General features: G+C 70.6%; 11 protein-coding genes, 1 tRNA gene and 1 pseudogene. 7 read left to right on the top strand and 6 right to left on the bottom strand.

Annotated features, from left to right (window positions below; genetic code table 11):
* Window positions 1–9: 9 nt before the first annotated feature.
* Window positions 10–1,095, top strand: a complete 1,086-nt coding sequence (locus ACQEVM_RS19625) for a helix-turn-helix transcriptional regulator (protein WP_433080796.1) — start codon at window positions 10–12, stop codon at window positions 1,093–1,095.
* Here ACQEVM_RS19625 and ACQEVM_RS19620 read toward each other — a convergent pair.
* Genes ACQEVM_RS19620 through ACQEVM_RS19610 form a run of 3 tightly spaced genes read right to left on the bottom strand, consistent with a single transcriptional unit; the run spans window position 1,086 to window position 5,775 of the window.
* Window positions 1,086–2,351, bottom strand: coding sequence for an MFS transporter (locus ACQEVM_RS19620; RefSeq protein WP_433080795.1), 1,266 nt, complete (start codon window positions 2,349–2,351; stop codon window positions 1,086–1,088). The genes ACQEVM_RS19625 and ACQEVM_RS19620 overlap by 10 nt on opposite strands.
* Before the next feature lie 47 nt (window positions 2,352–2,398).
* Complete coding sequence (locus ACQEVM_RS19615; protein WP_433080793.1) at window positions 2,399–4,396, bottom strand: PEP/pyruvate-binding domain-containing protein; 1,998 nt, start codon at window positions 4,394–4,396, stop codon at window positions 2,399–2,401.
* Window positions 4,393–5,775: an ATP-grasp domain-containing protein gene (locus tag ACQEVM_RS19610; RefSeq protein ID WP_433080791.1), complete on the bottom strand. Its 1,383-nt coding sequence runs from the start codon at window positions 5,773–5,775 to the stop codon at window positions 4,393–4,395. Before ACQEVM_RS19610 ends, ACQEVM_RS19615 begins: the two co-directional genes overlap by 4 nt.
* A gap of 732 nt (window positions 5,776–6,507) precedes the next feature.
* Here ACQEVM_RS19610 and ACQEVM_RS19605 point away from each other — a divergent pair.
* A complete protein-coding gene (locus ACQEVM_RS19605; RefSeq protein WP_433080789.1) occupies window positions 6,508–6,975 on the top strand; it encodes a VOC family protein in 468 nt (155 codons plus the stop codon).
* A gap of 165 nt (window positions 6,976–7,140) precedes the next feature.
* Here ACQEVM_RS19605 and ACQEVM_RS19600 read toward each other — a convergent pair whose 3' ends face one another.
* Window positions 7,141–7,353 carry a hypothetical protein gene (locus ACQEVM_RS19600; RefSeq protein ID WP_433080787.1) on the bottom strand — a complete coding sequence of 71 codons (213 nt, stop codon included), beginning with the start codon at window positions 7,351–7,353 and terminating at the stop codon, window positions 7,141–7,143.
* A 327-nt stretch (window positions 7,354–7,680) separates the two neighbouring features.
* Between ACQEVM_RS19600 and ACQEVM_RS19595 the strand changes: the two genes are divergently transcribed.
* The 3 genes and pseudogenes from ACQEVM_RS19595 to ACQEVM_RS19585 all read left to right on the top strand — a co-directional run bounded on the left by ACQEVM_RS19595 (window position 7,681) and on the right by ACQEVM_RS19585 (window position 9,684).
* Window positions 7,681–8,076, top strand: a complete 396-nt coding sequence (locus ACQEVM_RS19595; protein WP_433080785.1) for a MerR family transcriptional regulator — start codon at window positions 7,681–7,683, stop codon at window positions 8,074–8,076.
* Between the two features lie 106 nt (window positions 8,077–8,182).
* Window positions 8,183–8,467, top strand: a pseudogene (locus ACQEVM_RS19590) (alcohol dehydrogenase catalytic domain-containing protein); the annotation flags it as partial.
* A gap of 782 nt (window positions 8,468–9,249) precedes the next feature.
* On the top strand, window positions 9,250–9,684 hold the full coding sequence (locus ACQEVM_RS19585) for a VOC family protein (protein ID WP_433080783.1): 435 nt from the start codon (window positions 9,250–9,252) through the stop codon (window positions 9,682–9,684).
* Between the two features lie 82 nt (window positions 9,685–9,766).
* Here the strand turns inward: ACQEVM_RS19585 and ACQEVM_RS19580 are convergent, their stop codons facing one another.
* Complete coding sequence (locus ACQEVM_RS19580; RefSeq protein WP_433080781.1) at window positions 9,767–10,018, bottom strand: hypothetical protein; 252 nt, start codon at window positions 10,016–10,018, stop codon at window positions 9,767–9,769.
* Window positions 10,019–10,286: 268 nt separating this feature from the next.
* Window positions 10,287–10,361 (bottom strand) — tRNA-Gly (locus ACQEVM_RS19575).
* 361 nt (window positions 10,362–10,722) lie between these two features.
* Between ACQEVM_RS19575 and ACQEVM_RS19570 the strand changes: the two genes are divergently transcribed.
* Together ACQEVM_RS19570 and ACQEVM_RS19565 are read left to right on the top strand one after the other, a co-directional pair.
* On the top strand, window positions 10,723–11,844 hold the full coding sequence (locus ACQEVM_RS19570; RefSeq protein ID WP_433080779.1) for a hypothetical protein: 1,122 nt from the start codon (window positions 10,723–10,725) through the stop codon (window positions 11,842–11,844).
* Window positions 11,845–12,055: 211 nt separating this feature from the next.
* On the top strand, window positions 12,056–13,714 hold the full coding sequence (locus ACQEVM_RS19565; protein ID WP_433080777.1) for an ISL3 family transposase: 1,659 nt from the start codon (window positions 12,056–12,058) through the stop codon (window positions 13,712–13,714).
* Window positions 13,715–17,854: the final 4,140 nt, after the last annotated feature.

The following is a 17,854-nucleotide window of genomic DNA, read 5'->3' as shown; positions in this document are numbered from 1 at the left end:
GAAACAGGCATGTACGCGAAGAACGAGCACGGGCAGGTACGGCCGGCGGCCGGCGGGGGCGGGGAGCCGGCACGAGGAGGAGAGTCCGCGCGGGGCGCGGGCGGCGACCGCGACGTTCCCGAGGCGGCGCGCTGGTTCGAGGCCCTCGCCGCGTACGCCCCGGCACCCGCCTTCATCCGCGACGGACAAGGCCGGTACCTGTGGGTGAACGCGGCCTACGCCCACCTCTACCGCATGGAGTCGCACGCCGTGGTCGGCCGGACCGTGGAGGAGATCGACGCCCCCGAAGACGCCGCCATGTTCAGGGCCCTGGACCGTGAGGTGCTGGCGTCCCGCCGGCCGGTCCGCCACACCCTCGTCTTCCGGCACCCCGACGGGACACCCCGCCAGGTCACCGGGCACCGCTTCGTCCTGGACCACGGCCGGGGCCCGCGCGTGGGCGGGATCTACACCGACGTCACCGACCAGGCCAGGGCCCTGGAGGACAAGGCCGTCGCCGCCGAGGAACTCCACGCCCTGTGGGAGCGCTCGGGGCTGGCCATCGTGACCCTGGACCTGCGCGGCCGGGTACAGCGGGTCAGCGGGGGAGTCGCCGAACTGCTCGGGGGCGACCGCGCCTCCCTGGAGGGCACCCACGCCATCGGACACCTGCGCGGTGACGCCCGGACGGTACGGCGCGCGTGGGTGGACCTGGTCGCCGGAAAGGCGTCCCGGCGCACGTGCTCCGTGGTCTGCGGCACGGCCTCGGGCGAGAGCAAGGTCCTGCGGGCCGATCTCGCGGTGGTCAGACGTCAGGGTGCTCCCGACCGGGTCTCGGCCGTACTGACCTCGCTGAGCGTCGAGTTCGACGCCCCCGCCCAGGTGAGCCCCGTGCAACTGCGGGTCCTCGCCCTGATGGCGGCCGGCCGGTCCAACGGAGCCATCGCCACCGACCTGGGTCTCTCCCGCCAGGCGCTGGACTACCACCTGCGCCGACTGCGCGGAGCACTCGACGCGGAATCACGCCCGGCCCTGGTGGCCCGCGCCTACACCCTCGGCATCCTCGACACGGGGGTGTGGCCCCCGCGCGCCGCCGTCCCGCCCTGTCAGGGCTGACCGACGGCCTGCCGCACCCCGTCACGACGCAGCCGCCGCAGCACGACGCCCACGACGAGCAGCAACAGGCAGGTGCCCACCGCCGCGTGCACGAGGAGCGCGTCCAGGCGGTCCGCCGCCAGATAGGCGCCGACGGCCAGCGCCACCAGCGCGCACACGCCGCGATCGATGATGGACTCCACCGACAGCAGGGTCGCCCGGTACGGGGTCGGCGGGATCGCCGCGTTGATCAGGTTGCGTTGCACCGGGTACGCGAGGCCCGCCGCGGCGGCGAACACGCACAGCCACGCGATCGTGCCCAGGGCCCCCGACAGTGTCGTGGCCGCGAGGGTGAGTGCCATGACCACGCTCAGCACCGTCACCACGGTGGTGTCGGAGAGCCTGCCGCGCAACCAGCCGGTCCTGGCCGATCCGACGGCCTCCGCGACCGTCATCGCCGACAGCACCGCACCGTGATCGGCGACCGGGAGGTCCTTCTCCAGCAGCAGCGGTTGGAAGAGATTGACCTGACAGATCCGCGCGAGCGTGAAGATGGCCACGCCCTGCACCATCAGCGGCCCGAGCGACCGCGAGGTCCCGAGCACCTTCAGGGCCTGGCGGGCCGAATCGAGGAGCCCGACGCGTTCCGCCGGCGGCCGCGGTCCACCGTGTCGTTCCGCGATGGCGGGGAGGGCCGCGGCGCAGGCCAGCGAGCCGAGCGTGGAGAACGCGGTCAGCACGTACGGGCCCTCGTGCCAGACGTGCATCAGAACACCGACCAGCGGCCAGCAGGCGATCTTCGCCCACAGGCCGAGCGCCCGCGCCGTCCCCTCGGCCTGGACGTAGTGCTCGCCCGCACCGTGCTCGTGCAGGTACTCGTACAGGTACGCGCTGGACGCCCCGGAGACCAGCGAGCGGGCGGCGGCGATGGCCAGGAAGTGCGCCATGAAGCCCACGAAGGAGGGCCAGGCGACCGGGACGAGGTTCGCCGCCGTCATCACGGCCGCCCCGAGCTGCATGCAACGGCGCTGTCCGATGCGGTCGGCGATGAAACCGGTGGGTATCTCCAGCAGGCAGAACGCCACGTAGTAGACGCTCTGGATACCGAAGATCTGGCTGTCCGAAAGACCCGCCTGCTTCTGGTACTGGTAGAAGACCGGCATCCACCACAGCAGGTTGAACAGGAGCTGGAAGCCGTTGTTCAGGCGGATCACGCGGAGCACCGCGGCGGGCGGGCGGACGCGGCGTTTCACGCGCGCACGCAGGGAGAGGGGCATGGGAGAGACCTTCGGAGGGGGCGGAACGCGGGGGAGTGCGGGCGGGGTCAGGCGCTGTACGGCCTGAGTTGGAGGATGTGGAGCGCGCCTCCAGGCCCGAGCAGCCATTCGACGTCGAGCGGTCCGGCGAAGGTGTAGTCCGCGGCGAAATGGGACTGGAGCAGCCGGCCCGCCAGCGCCAGCCGGCCCAGATGGGCCTGGGTCTCCAGGTCGAGATCCTGCTCGGCCGCACCGAGCGAGAGCGTGCGACCACCGCCCTCGACGGTGTTGTACAGGTACTGCAGGGGCATCGTCCGGCCGTCGACCACGTCGGCCGTGGAACCGTGCGCACAGTTGAGGTACACGTTCCGGAAGTCGGCCCGGTTGGTCGGATTGCAGGTCACCATGACGCCTCCGAGCGGTGACGGCTCGTAGCGCTGGACGATCACGCCCATGTAGGTGTCGTCCAGCGAGATGCCGGCCTGATGGCGCAGCCGCACGCTGCGCGGGGACAGCAGGGAGGCCCACACCTGACGGATCGCGTCCAACAGCCCCGGCAGGTCGGTGACCTTGGTGTGGGATTCGTAGATGCCGGCCGCGGAGAAGCCCGGCAGGTCCTCGGCGTTCGACGAGGACCGCACGGCGAAGCGACTCGTGCCCGCCAGGTGCTCGACCAGCTGGGTGTCCAGGGCGCGCACCAGGTCCTCGGGCACGGGGAGGGTGCGCACCAGGTGCTGCAACTGGACGCACACCGTGTCCACGGCGTCCATCGCGTTCAGTTCCAGGGCCATCTTCAGCTTGCCGATGCTCTGCTGTACGGCGGGCGAGGAGTCCAGGAAGCGCTGTTGGACGGAGAACGGCACGGCGATTCCCGCCGGCGCCTGGACGTGCCGGGCCAGGAACTCCCCGGCGTACTGCGCGAGATCGCCGTCGGCGGGCATCCGCAGCCGGGCACCCAGGTGACCGAGCAGGTCGGCCCGGGGCGGGCGCGGCACGGAGTAGTAGCCGGTCAGTCGGCCGGAGCCGTGGCGCAGTACGTGGTGCAGCTCGCCGAGGTTGGCCGCCTTCGTGCCGTAGCGGTTCCGGTCGCGGGCACGCAACGCGGACAGAGGCACGAGCGGTACGTCCGTCACGTGCGGGGCGTCGAGACGGATCCGCTGCGTGTGCCAGGTCGGTTCCGCGAGGTCCGCAGGCTCCTCGGCGCGTTCGACGACGAAGTTCTCGGCGGTGACCTCGTAGCGGACCCAGGCGCCGTCCAGCTTCTCGTCGGCGATCGTGTCGAGGATGCCGCGGACGATGGCGTTGGGGATGCCCCAGCCGGCCGCCAGCATGTTGGTGTGCGACAGCGGGGTGGTGGGCAGGGCGTTGAGCAGCCCCGCGAGGCGCGGGATGTCGTCGGGGACGACCGGCATGGCAACGATGTCGTACCAGGTCAGGTCCGCGCGCGCGGCCCGGTACTCCTCGCCGGAGGCGAAGGCGCGGAGCCGGCCGGTGGCCGAGGCGAGCGTCAACGGCACGAAGGGCGCGGTCGCGGACAACGCGTGACCACGGGCACGGGGGACCACGGTCTCGGGCACCGCCGCGAGGGCGTTCTCCTGGCCGTGGTTGGCCGGTTTGACCAGTAGTTCCAGCGCGGGGTCGAGGTGGGCCCGAACGAAGGCGTGGAACTCGACCAGCAGGTCCGCGCCCATCGTGTCGGCCTCGGTGGTCTCCAGGACCATGAACGGCTCGTCCTGCTCCGGGCCTCCCCGGGAGTGCAGCGACAACACGCCGAGCAGGAAACGTCGCTCGGGATCCTGGTAGACGTCGTGGTTGAACCGGTCGAGCCGGGCATCGAGCTGTTCCAGGGTCAGTCCCACGACCTCGGTGGCGATGTAGTTGACGTGGAAGGAGTGCACGGCGCTGTCCAGGACGTGCCACAGGCCCTGCTCCCGGTCGACGACGACCTTCACGTACGGGTGCCCGCCCAACACCCCGGCCAGCTGCTCGAACAGGGGCAGCGTGAGCAGGGTGTCCACGGCCGCGCCCCGGGGGGACGGTACGGGGATGGTGCCGGCGTTCGTCATGCGGTGCTCCCGGGCGTCGGGCGGTCGGCGGACGGGGCGCCGAGGGCGTGCGGCAGGGCCGCCAGGATCCGGCCGCAGTCGGCCAGCAGCTCCGGCCCGGACTCGGCGGTGAGGAAGCACAGCGCCGCCATGGAGTTGGCGCCTCCCGCCTCCTCGTACACCGGCACCCGGCTGCCCGGCGGGAGGCTGTGCTCCCGCACCAACTCGACGCGGGAACCGGGCGCGAGCAGGGCGGGCCAGTCGACCGCCTCGAAGTCCCAGGTCGCGAGCTCGCTCCAGGGCCGGCCCTCGGGGTCCACGGCGAGGACGACGAGCGACCCGGCCGCACCGGCGCCCTCCGTCAGCATCCGCCGCGGGTAGTCGACGTCCCGGCCGAGCAACTCGCACACCAGCATCCCGATCATGTCGAGGCCGAAGACGGTCTCCACCTGCCGTGTGGTCATCACCCCACCGAACCGGGCCGCCGTCTCGATCAACCACATGGCCCCGTCCGCACCGAGTTTGATCTCGGTGTGGGTGGCACAGGTGTCGAGCCCGAGCGCATCGACGGCGGCGCGGGACACCTCCTCGATCCGTCGCTGAAGGGCGGGCGGGAGAGCGGCCGGAGCCAGGCTCGCGCGCTCGGTGAAGGGTGCGATGGTGGGCATCCGGCCGGTGATGCACAGCGGGTGGTAGCGGCCGTCGGCGACGATGCCCTCCACGCTCGCGTAGTCGCCCCAACCGGCCTCGTCGAACCACTCGGAGGCCTCGCCGGTCACGATCTCCTCCAGCAGGAAATCGCTGACGCCCTCGTCCGCGGCGTGCAGTTCGGCGTATCCCTGTGCGGACGAGGCCTCCATGACGGAACGTCCGGTCTTCCACGCCTCCTCGGCCTGTTGCTCGTTCCACACGGTGAGGTGGGCCGTGGACCCCGCGCTCCAGGCGGCCTTCAGCAGCAGCGGCGGCGTCAGTTCCTCGAAGGCGGTCGCGATGTCCTCCGGGGTGTGGACCTCCGTGAACCCCGGTACGGGCACCCCCGCGTCACGCCAGATCCGGCGCATCAGGCGCTTGTCCCGGGCCCCCGCGACCCGCTCGCCGGCGCCACGCAGCCCGAGCCGCAGACTGGCGTGCGCCACGGCCACCACCGCGTACTCCGACAGCGTCAGCACCGCGGCGGCGCCGACGCGGCGGGCGTGGGAACAGATCAGATCGACCAGGTCCACCCCCTCGCGGGGCCGCACCGAGGTGATCGACGCGCATTCGGGCAGCCATACGGCCTCGGTGGTTCGAGGCAGCGGTGCGAGCGCCAGGACGTGAACGTCGGCGTGAGCCGCGATTCTCGGTAGCGCGTACTCCAGCGGAGGGCCGCCCTTGGCATAGACGAAGAGGATCGGGGACATGGTGCTCCCGGGGTCGAGGGGGACGCCGCGTGGCGCTGCGGCGGCGTCGGGGGACGATCCGTACGGGGTGACACGGTGTACGGACCAGGGGCAACTAGAGCACGACGGGGAACGGTGGACGCACGTCTGTACCCCTACTCGGTTAGGCGTTCGCCAAACAACCGCACGCGCCAAGTGGGCTTGCAACGAGGGAGTTTCAGCCACCGGTACGCAGCCCGAGACGATCACGGGCCCTCGATGTCGACCGGGTGGTCCCGGGCCCGGGAGCGGGGTCCGCCGCGAGTGGGCCGGCGCCGGTTGGGCCGACAAAAGGAGGCCGGTAAGTGGGGGTGGGGAAGTGGGGGAGCGGGAGGGCCGCGCTCCGTCATCCCCGCAGCAGCCGCGCCCCTTGACGTACCGGTCGACACCGAACCGAGGCGCGGTCCGGTTGCTTTCGAGGAGTCAGTTCGACAGTGGGAGCAACCGGCCGCTCCTACGCGGATCGTCGACCTCTCCGGGACGCGTCAGCCGGATGCCGAAGGCGTCCTCGACAAGCGACAGGACGCCATGATGCGGGGGCCACGCATCCGGGACGAGCCCCAACGGACGCATGTACTCGGCGAGCCGTGTGCACTCGTCATGCGGCGGATGCCGGCACACCCGGCTGACGGTGAACCGACCACCGCCGCTTGGTACATCGACTCCATCGGATGCCTTGACCTCGACCAAAGTCGAGGTTCTACGGTCCTGTTCATGACCACTCACGAGGCATTCGAGACCGTTGCTCCCGAGCGCTACCGCACCGCGGTGGTGCCCCACATCATGGTGGCCGACGCGGCCGCGGCCCTCTCCTTCTACCGGCGGGCGTTCGGCGCGAAGGAGGAGTTCCGGCTCGCCCATCCGGACGGCGGGATCATGCACGCCGAGGTGCGCGTCGCCGGGGCGGTGCTGATGCTCGGCGACGTCTCCGAGGGGCCGTTCGTCGCGCCGCCGGAACTGGGCGGTACTTCCGTCGCACTGCACGTCTTCGTACCGGACGTGGACGCGCTGGTCGAGACGGCCGTGACGGCGGGCGCCGAGCTGGTGCGGGAGCCCGCGGACCAGTTCCACGGTGATCGCACCGCCATCCTCAGGGACCCCTTCGGGCACCTGTGGGTGTTCCTGACCCACCTGGAGGACATGTCAGGCGAGGAACTGGAACGCAGGCTCGCCGAGGCGTGAGGCGTGAGGCGTGAGGCGTGAGGCGTGAGGCGTGAGGCGTGAGGCGTGTGGTGCGAGGCGAGGCGAGGCGTGTCGCGTCGTGTCGTGTCGTGTGAGGGAGGTGGAGGGTGCGCGGGCGGGTGCGTCGTCGGGTCCCGGGCGGTCGCCGCGCGCACCCGGGAGCGTTCAGTCGCGATGGCGCAGGACGTGTTCCGCGTAGGGCAGTTCGTGGACGTCGGTGGCGGATCCGGTCAGCGGGAACATGGGGGTGTAGGTGCACCGGCCGGGATAGGCGTGGTCGACTTCCCACTGCGCCGCCGTCGTTCCCTCGCCGGACTCCCGCGTGCAGACCGTGTACAAGGGGTGCGAGCAGCCCTGGCAGGCGGGCGGGCCGTTCACGCTCGGGTCCGAGGGGCGTCGCCGCGGCCTCGCGCGGGCGGGTGAGGTCGCAAGGGGCGGGACGGCGGGGCGCCGGGGGCGGAGGTCGCCTGGTGGGGCGTGGTGATCATGACGGAAGAACGATTCTGCGAGGGCGGGGGACACGCCTCGTCACTGCGGAATCTGACCGTCCGGGGTGCGCGGGCGGCCCGTTGTCCCGCGTGGGGCCTGTCGCGCGGGTTCGTGTTCCCTCCCCTCCCTCCCCCGGTGTCACCTCGGAGATGTCCGCGAGCGTCCGTGACTCGTCGGCGGTCCGGACCTGGAGGCCGCGGGCGTAGGCTCTGTGGGATGCGGATAGGCGAGCTGTCCAAGCGCACGGGCGCGAGCCCGCGCTCACTGAGGTATTACGAAGAGCAGGGCCTGCTGACCAGCTCACGCTCCGGCGCGGGGCAGCGTCACTATGCCGATGCTGCGGTCCAGCGCGTGTTGCTCATCCAGCAGTTGTTCGACGCGGGGATGTCCAGCCGGGTGATCACGACCGTGCTGCCGTGTGTGGACATCCCGGGTGACCTGGGCGTCGCCGAGGAGACGTTCACGGCGATGATGCGCGAGCGCGACCGGATCGACGCCGACATCGCGCACCTGACCGAGACCCGGGATGCACTCGACGTGCTGATCAGAGCCAACAGCCGGCACCGGGCGGAGCTGTCCACGGCTCCGGATCCGGCGGCGCAGTCTGCCTGATGCTGTGATCTGCCTCTCAGTCGGTTGCCCCTGACATCAATGTCAGAGGTGAGGATGGCGAAAGCGGCCCGGATCACCGGGTCGGTCATACGAGAGGCGGCACAAGATGGGGCAGGCGTGGGGTTTCGGCAGGTATGGCGGGCCCGAGGTGCAGGAGTTGTTCGATCGTCCCGATCCCGTCCCCGGTCGAGGTGAGGTGCTGATCCGGGTCGAGGTCGCCGGCGTGAACCCCCTCGACCACTTTCTGCGTTCAGGTCTGGTCGACGGGCTCGACGGCGGGCGTCCGTTTCCCCGTGTGCTGGGCATGGAGGCAGCCGGAACCGTTCTCGCCTCGGGCGAGGACGTCAACGGGCTCGAGGTGGGCGACGCGGTCTTCGGCTTCGCACTCACCGGCGGCGGCACCTACGCCGAGACGACGGTGCTGTCCGCGCCGAACACCGCGCGCATTCCGGCGGGTCTGTCCGCGACCGTGGCGGCAACGCTGCCAGTGGCCGGGACGACCGCGGTGGACGTGCTCGACCAACTCGGCCTCCCGGCCGGTGCCACGATCCTGGTCAACGGGGTCGGCGGCGGGGTCGGCCTCGCCGTCGCCCGGCTGGCCATCGGGCGCCGACTGCGTGTGATCGGCACCGGGAGTACCTCCAAACGCGAGCACGCCGAGGGCATCGGGGTGCGGTTCATCGACTACACCGACCAGGACGCCGCCGCCGCGGCACGCGAGCTGGTTCCGGGCGGCTTCGACGGGATCGTCGACCTGGTCGGAGGCGCCTCGCTGCGGACGGTCTCTGCGCTGGCCCGGGATCCCCGCAACGTCATCGCCGTGGGTGATGCGTCCGTGTCCGATCTCGGTGGGCGTTTCGTCGAGCGTCGCGTCGACCGCGAGAACCTGGAGCGGTCGGCCCGGCTGGCCCTCGACGGACTCCTCGCACCCGTGATCACCGCGGTCCATCCCGCTTTCCGAAGCCCCGGCAGCCCTCGCCGCCGTCGAGAACGGTCACACCTCGGGCAAGGTTGTCATCAAGATGGCATGAGAAGTCCCCGGCCGCCCAACGCCGTCGACCGTCCCCTGCGGACGGACGAGAACCCGTGGTCAGCGCATCACCACCCGGGCACGTTCACCTGTCCGGGGTTGAGCACGTTCAGGCGTACGCCGGCACGTGCTAGCTTCCGTTCATGGAACAGCGTGTCAGTCTCATCACCTTGGGCGTCGCGGACCTCGGGCGCGCCCGGGCGTTCTACGAGAGCCTGGGGTGGCGGGGGCAAGAGGTCGAGGAGACCGTCTTCTTCCAGGCCGGCGGCCTCGGATTCGTGCTCTGGGGTCGCGAGGAACTCGCGCGTGACAGTGGTCTCGCCGACGGTCGCGGAACCGGATTCGGCGGTATCACCCTGGCCCACAACGTGCGTTCCCGGCAGGAGGTCGACGCCCTGATCTCGGCGGCGAGCGGGGCGGGCGCCACTGTCACCAAACCGGCCGCGGCGACCTTCTACGGGGGTTACGCGGGATACTTCACGGACCCCGACGGGCATCCGTGGGAGATCGCCCACAATCCGGGCTTCCCGTTGGCCGAGGACGGCTCGCTGACCATCCCCGACTTCGGCTCCTCGTAGCGACGGCCGCCGTGGCGCCGGTTCCCGTGGCGCCGGTCGGACCGGCCCGCCCCTCGGCGTCCCACCGGTCGGGTTCGAGCCCTCAGTCGGTGGTGACGGTGAGGACGGCAGCGATGACCGTGAGCGTGGAGAGGGCGAGCATGCCGTGACGCACCAGCCCCGTCGCCCTGTTGTCGAGGGCGGACCGGCCCGTGGCCGGGGCCGGGGGCGTGGGCTCCGCGGGTTGGGGTTGGGGTTGGTGCCGGCACGCGCAGGTGTCCTGGTGGGTCAACGCGTCGCGCCAGAGTTCGCCGTCGAGGGGTGCCCGCGAGAACGCGGCCGGTTCGGACTTCATACGCGATTCAACCGTCAGGCGTTCGGGGTGGTCACGTGCGTCGGGCAATCCGCCACTGGGCGCCACCTTCCGCCAGGGGCGGGGGCGCGATGCGTTGCCGCGCGCCGGGGTGTGGAGGGTGAGGGTGTGTCTGGTGTGGCCGAACAGGAGGGTGGGGCAGGTATGGCTCCGGTACGGATGCGGGCTCCGTGGATGTCCCCTGACGGGATGTCTCCTGAGGGAGGAATCGCCTGACCCGGCGCGAGCCACTGAGTGGCGGGAGGTGAAGTGGAGCGGATGGCAGGGATCGCACACTGCGTTTTCCCCCTGGAAGGGGGACGTTCTACTACTGAACTACATCCGCACGCATGAGGAGGTTCGGTCCGTGGCCGTTTCCCTTCAAGGTGATCACCATCCTAGACGACAATCAGGGTGGGTTGGCAACTCGGCGCGCGGTGCGGCGCGGTCGGTGACCTGTGCGGCCTCCGGGCGGGCCCGCAGGGTTTCTGGTGGGTCGTCGGGGCATCCCGGACGAGGCGTCGGGGCACCGTCTCCGGCGTCCGAAGGTCACGGCCGGGCCGGCGGGAACGCCACGCGGCGGGTCCCTTGTTCGAAGGGTGACGCTACACATCGTGGCGTTGCACGGTCTCGCAGCGGATGAGGAAACACGTTGGCCGGTCCGCTGCCGAGCTGCGACGATGCTCCTGCTTCTTTACGGAGGATGTTTGTTCGTTTTTGTGTGCGGCGGCTGTGGGGCCAGGCTGACTGTCCCGCTGTCCCAGGTCGCGCTGCCGGCCCACGCTCATCAGAAGTACGGGAATGGAATCCAGCTCCCGGTGCTCATGGAATCGGGCACGTTCGCCGTGGACCCGGAGCCCGGGGGGCCACCGTGGCGGAGGTGGGAGGAGATCCGTCCGGACGAAGCAGCCGCCCGCGGTGTGTATGCGCCGGTGTACGCCCTCTCCGACGGCGCGCCCGGCGCGATCGTCATCGCGCCGGGCGACGCCGGCGGCACGGTGCTGATCCCGGAGAGTCGCGGAGGCAGCTTCTGCTGCGGCCTCGACGGTGGCGGCGGCCCCAATGCGGCCTGCGCGGAGTGTTCCCTGCCCGTGGCGAGCAGGATCGACGATTGCTCGCTCTGGCAGGCGATGTGGCTCGCCCCGAACGCCGTACGCCGCCTTTCCGTCGCCGGCGACGGCGCCGCGCCGCTTCCCTGGTCCGAGCTGATGGCGGAAGACAAGGGCACGCCCCCGTTCGAGCCGATCACCACCTGGGGATTTCGGATGGGGGCGGGCCACTGGCAGAACTACTGGTGGTCGTGGAGCCCGCAGTGGGAGGCGGCGGCCGGCCGGGCGCTCGCCCACCTCCTGGCAGCTTCGGAGGGCCAGCCGGTGACCGTCCAGGGCGGCTTGGCCGCGCAGGTCTTCCAACGCGCGCTCGACGCCCTGTTGCCCGCAGGTCCCCATGCGCGGTGCGCCGCACTGGCCGGACCGGGACTACCGGCTCCCGGCGGAGACCTCTCCATCCTCCTCGTCCCGTCCCATCCTCAGACGGGAGAAACCTGGGCCCCGGCCGACCCAGCGCCGTACCTGGTGCCACTGCCGTTGGGGGTGTGGCGGTGGCTGGCCTTCCCCGGGCCGGTCCTGCCTGTCCCGACGTCGGGCGTATTGCCTGCCGACGTCCTCCGCGACGACTTCGACCCGCCCGCGCCGCGCCCCCGTCGCCGGTTCCGGGCCGACCCGGAAGTGTTCCGGCACACCCTGGTCCGGCTGCCGGCCGTCCGCAGCCCGTGGTTGCGCGAGATCCTCGAGAATCTCACGCACCACGTACGCGCCGGCCTCTTCTAGCCGACCGGCAGGAGGCTGCACGTCACTCTCCGGAACCGCCGCAATCGAACAGCACCAGACACTGGTGCCTCCCGAAGTGGTGAACATTCGCTGCCCGTTCTCGGTTCTGGCACAGATCTTGGGGAGTCGTCGCGGAGTGTTACCTCGATGTTCGATTGCGAGGAGCCGGTTCGCGTGAGACCGCGTACGCCTTATCGTCCGACGATCAAAAATGACGCTCCCTCAGGTGACAGACGGCCGCTGCTGCGATCGACTGTGGACGGTGATGGTGCTGGTCATGCAGACCAATGCACCGTTCTGGGACTCGCTGATATTCGACGGAATCGACGATGTGGAGGTCGAGGCAGTCACGGCCGCGTTCGGCACGGTCGAGGTGGTCGCGAGAGGCCGCGCGGACGCCCTTGCCTGTCCGGACTGCGGTCGTCTCTCGGACCGAGTCCACGACCGATATCAGCGCAGGCTGAAGGACCTTCCGCTCGCTGAAAAGGGCTTCACGATCCGGCTGACGGTCCGGCGCTTCATCTGCGGATCGGCGGACTGCCCGCGCCGGACGTTCGCCGAGCCGTTCTCCCGGCTGGCCGCCCCGCACGCACGATTCACCATGCGGCTCAACCACGCCCTGGAGCGAGTGGGGCTCGCGCTCGCCGGGCGGGCCGGCGCCCGCCTGGCTGCCCAACCGGGCTTCGGCGCGGGACGTATGACCTTGTTGCGCAGGGTCATGGCATTGCCCGATCCGCAGTTCAGCACGCCGCGTGTGCTGGGCGTGGACGACTTCGCCATCCGCCGCGGCCAGACCTACTCCACCGTCCTGACCAGCGTCGAAGACCACCGCGTGGTCGATGTACTCCCCACCCGTGAAGCCGGGCCGCTGGCCGCCTGGCTGATCCGCCACCCCGGCGTGGAGATCATCTGCCGGGCCCGGGCCGGCGCCTACGCCGAAGGTGCCCGGCGCAGTGCCCCCGACGCTCTGCAAGTCGCCGACCGGTTCCACCTGTGGCAGGGCCTCGGCCGAGCCGTGGAAACCTGCGTCGCGGCCCATCGCGGCTGCCTGCGCAATTCTTCGCCCAGCGGCATGTTGCTGGAGGGCACCCGAGTGGCTTCCGCCCAACCACAGGACGACTCGGAGCCGGTCGGTCGGCGGGTCGAGCGGAAGAAGGCAGCACACGCACTGGTCCACGAACTCCTTGTCCAAGGCCACTCACGCCGGGCGATCGCGCGGCACCTGGGCTGGGGTCTCAACACCGTGCTCCGATACGCGAACGCCGTACGCTGGCAGGACACCATCCGCGAGAACCCGCCCCGGTCCAGCAGGCTGGACCCCTACAAGCCCTACCTGGAGCGGCGATTCACCGAAGGATGCACCAGCGTCACCCGACTGCACAGTGAGCTCGTTGCCGAGCACGCTCCTGTCACCTACGGCATGGTCCGCGCGCACATCGCCACTTTCCGCGGGGCGCCGTCCGAGGCGCCGCCCCGGCCGCCAACGGTGCGGCAGGTGACCGGCCGGCTCACCCGGCACCCCATGACCCTGACCGCGGAAGACCGCGCCGGCCTGAAAGACGTTCTGACCCGCTGCCCTGAACTGGACACGGCCGCCGGACACATCCGCCACTTCGGCGAGATACTCGCCGACCGCCGCGGCGCCACACTGCCCACCTGGATCGACGCAGTCGACGCCAGCCAGCTACCCGGCCTCACCGGCTTTGCGCTCCATCTTCTCCGAGACCTCGACGCCGTGACAGCCGGGCTCACTCTCGACTGGAGCTCCGGCAGCATCGAGGGCGCCGTCAACCGCATCAAGAAGATCAAGCGGCAGCTCTACGGCCGAGCCGGATTCGAACTACTCCGCAAGATGATCCTGCTCCAGTAGCCCCGCAACTTGCTGATACGGGCTGGGCAGCCTTATCCGACCACCGTCGAAGTCTGCCGCGCATAGACGTTCCGGCCGCACGGCCGCGGGCAACTGCAGGCTCCGACTGCCACGAGCTCCGCCCGCAGGGCCTCCGAGGCGTTGGGGTGATGAACGATGCGTTCGCGAAGAATGAACCATCTCGTGCCACCCTCCTTCGCCTCCAAATCCGCGAGCTGGCGCAGTGCAGTCTCCGGCAGGTTTGGGTTGATCAACGCATTCCACTGAACCGACGAATCTACGTCCCGTGCGAGCCGGTCCAACGCATCAGGCGGTGCCAGGGGACTGCGCGCCGTCCACAGCCGCACCGGTCGAATCTCATCGACCGCGAGCGAGCGCAGACGCTCAGCGGTCACAATGCGGAACATCCCCTTGCGCTACATCCAGGAGTTGGAAGGACAGCGGCTCGTCCACCCCAGAGCCGTATCCACGTGACCGGACACGGCTCTGCGCGGCCTCCGTGCGCTCTCCGGATACTACCTAGGCCCAGCACTCGTCGAGCGGGTCAGCTCCTGATGGATGTATTCGTGCCGCACGGGAGCCGTCTGACCATTCGCGGCACGCCGCACGCTGAATCAGTTCGAACCCCCGGAAGAGCGATAACGCGATTTGACGTCCTCGACGAACCCGCCCTCCTCCCCAAGATCTGCAGTCGCGCCACCGCCCCGCTCTCTCCTGTGCGGTGCAAGCCACCGCTTTCTCCCGGCCGTGCCGGCGCCCTCCTCAGTGATCGGTCGGTGCTGCGCGGGGTCCACCTACCGCAGGCCGCCGTGCGCAGGGCCCACCGGGCGAACGCGTCCGCGGGCGATGTCGAGAATTCCCCGCGCGGCGAGGGGGCTTGCCCGCGCGTGGGAACCGCCTGCCAGCTTCGGTGGTGCCGCGGGCGGCCGAGGCGAGGAACCGAATGTAACGAGCTAGTCCTGGGTGTGTGTACGTGCCTCGGCAGTGTGCGCCAGCGCAGAGGTTACAGCCGCACAAAGTACAGCCGTGATCCGTGCTCTGCTCCCGGCGGGCTGCCGGGCTTCGGCGCGCTCCGGGAGATACGGGGAACAGGCGACCTCACCCAGGTCAGCGCGCACCCGGGAGGGTGAAACGGCGTCTGCGCTCCCGCAGCTTCGTCTCCAGCGCCCACGGTGATGCCTTCGAGGCCCGTGCCGGTGTCTGCGGTGGCAGCGCGATGCCGTTCTAGACCCAACCCAGCGTTCGCTAGGGCGTCGACTCTCGGAGCACTCGATGTGCCAATGCAGTGGTGGCCGGGTGCTCGGGCGGTTTCCCACTGTTCCTCCGACCTTGAGCGTACTCGTGCGCCGCGTGATGCCGAAGGGACGGGCGTCCGCCTTCGGGTCGAAGAGGAGCACCGCTTCGTGTGCGACGCTCCGGGCTCCTTCGCACTGCGAAGGATCCGGGTACCAGGTTTTCTCTCATGGCGGTACGTGCGCGTCGTTGCGAGCTTGTGTTCGTGCGCTTGTTTCCGTACGGCTTACCACCGCCAACAAGGGCTGGGATCCACATGACGGCCCGTACCGTGCGTGTACGACGCCAGCCGTCGCCGTTGGCGCCCCACCTGCGCTCGTGGACAGAACGTCCCTCTGCCCGTTGCCGGAGGTCTCTCGCACCAGGAGCGGAAGCTACCAGAGGGCCCCACTGAAGGACGCCCGCTCTCGAGGACCCGCACGAACCCGCACGCTCCCGGTCCTGTGTGCATGCGTGGACCGTATGTCGCGACCGCGAACATGTCCAGCCACTGAACGCCTCGGTTGATCGGGCCGCCGGCCCGGCACGAGGGCCACCCGTTTCGCCGCAGACGAGTTGTCTCGAGGAGCGCGTTGCTCGCCGTCTCGCGGACGCCAGGAGCACACGCGAGGGTACACCGCTCCCAGCTCGCATGCACGGCCCGCGACGTCGGGAACCGAACGACTGGCGCCGAGCGGCGGATGTGAGGGACGATGGTGGTCTCTGCCGGCGACGGTGAGGGCCGCGATGTCCGGGTGGATCCTGTGCAGCCGGGGTCGTGCCACCCAGCCGCGCTCGAGCGGGCCGCACGGGTGCGGGCGGGCCGCGCTCGCCCCGTCCCCTCGACGCTTGCCTGAGTCGGAATCCAGCTCAGCGGCAGTCGGCAGGGAGGTTGAGTCGCGGGCCCGTGTGCAGAACGCGCCCTTTCCCCCCTCGGACCGCGATCGATCTCTGGTACGCCGCTCTCGCGGTCCGCTTGGTCGCCGGCCGGGAGGGCCCGTCGAAGGCTGTCGTGCGTTGCGAGCGGTCTCCGACTCCGTCTACGCGGGCAAGGCAGGGTCCGGATCTCGGGCAGGGAGACGTGAGCGGAGATGCGCGCGCGCCGTGCGCGCGGACGACCCGACTCTCGCATGGTGCGCGGGGGCGAGTGCTTCCATTCGAGGTCGTTCCCGGCACCCGGGTTGGGCCGGTCCCAGGCCAGGGGATCCTCGGTGGGGCCGACGGACACGCTCGGAAGCTCGGGGCTGTGAGTGCTATGGGATCTGGCGCGAGGCGCCGCCGGTCCAGGCCCAGGGCGAGTGGGACCCACCTTCTCACTCCGCGAGGATCGCGGTCACGTGGCGGTGCGGCACGAACGGCGCAGCTATGCGCGCCCGCACCGCCGGTGAGCGGGCCACGCGCCCCCAGACATTCCACACGCCGCAGTGCCGGGCACGTGAGCAGTCCGCCGCTCGGCCACGGCCTCGAGGAGGCGGCTTCGGTCTGACAGGAGCATAGGCATACCGCGGACTGTCGTGACGGGGTGTGCACGCTGGGGGCTTGCGAGCACCGCTTCTGCGACTACCGAGTGACACGCCGTCGGGATCCTCGGGGCGCGGAAACGCGGTGGCCGCAGTACCGCTCGGAGCATCAGGCTCGCCGCACGTCATCTCGCTCTGTGGTTCGCGGCGGCGAGAATCGAAGTCGTCGTGATGTGGTGGGACTGGCGCGTACGGAGTGGGGGCGTCGCGAGACCGCCGCCGTGCTGGCTAGGCTCTGTTTCTCATGTGGCGCGACTTCCTCGAAGTGGGCAGCGTAGAGCCGTGCGCGGGGCCTGCCCTGCGCGTAACGGCCAGTTCAACTGCCGCCGTGCCGAGTGCCTCGCCACGGTCCCAGGGTGCGCCGCTTCAGCACGGGTGCGGTGGTCGTTCCGTGGCTGGCCGAGACGAGCGGCCGGCGATGCACGCGATCTCAGCGCGGCCTGCCTGGCGACGCGCTGCATAGGTTCAGGAGCCGCGACCGCGCGCCGCGGGGGCCGTCGGTGGTGCGACGGGAAGGGGCAGACGGCTACTTTGGTGTCGCAGATCGAGGCGCTGCTCAGGCTACGGCGGAGTCGGATTCCACCTTAGTCGAGCTTCGGCTCCGCGGGGTCTCGACCGGGGCACGCGGCGCGCGCGCGGGTCGCGCGACGGGTCCCGCGCGTTCGAGGGGCCGTCGGTAGGGCGCGGACGGGGTTGCCCGGGCGCCTCGCTCCGCGTTCTGGAGGCTTGGTATGCGCACTGCGTGCGTTACTGCGCGCGGTCGGAGATGCTCGTCGCCGGTGTCGCGGGTTCGTGCCATGTTGCGGGGCCAGGCGCCCGGACGCGCGATGGCTTGATTTTGTGGCGAGCGCTCGGTCAGCACCCGCCGCCCGGCCCGCGCGGTGTCACGCTGCTGCGTCCGGTGGCACCGGCGTCGGACGGCCGCTGACTCCGCGCGCTGTGCACGCACTTGATGGGCGCCGGCGACCGTCGGAAACCTCGCCGCGCACGAACAGACGACGTGTGCCAGTCTCCACGCCGCGGGCGAGGCGGCCCGGAGATGGGTGGGACCACGCGCAGGCGTGACCGGCTCCATCCCCGTGCGACAGTACAGCCGCGCAGGGGGTGAGTGGTGCTGGCGTACGTCGCTACACGGGATTCCGTCGCCGGCGTTCCACCAGCGCGTACGCCCGAAAACCGGCGCCCGCGCGAGCCGCGTCATCGCATTCACCGGTCATTGGACGGCTCCGGCCGCGACGGAGCAGACGGCTCGGCGGGGCCTAGTCCGATACGCCTCGATGGGGGCATCGGACGGCCGGCGCTCCCGCTGCGGCCCACGTGCGCCGGCGCCGCGTTGCCCCTGACGCCC

It is taken from the genome of Streptomyces sp. CA-243310 (genome assembly GCF_050936775.1).
In the GTDB taxonomy this organism is placed as follows: domain Bacteria; phylum Actinomycetota; class Actinomycetes; order Streptomycetales; family Streptomycetaceae; genus Streptomyces.
The sequence above is the reverse complement of the archived record's forward strand: the minus strand, read 5'-3'. Positions and strand labels throughout refer to the sequence as shown.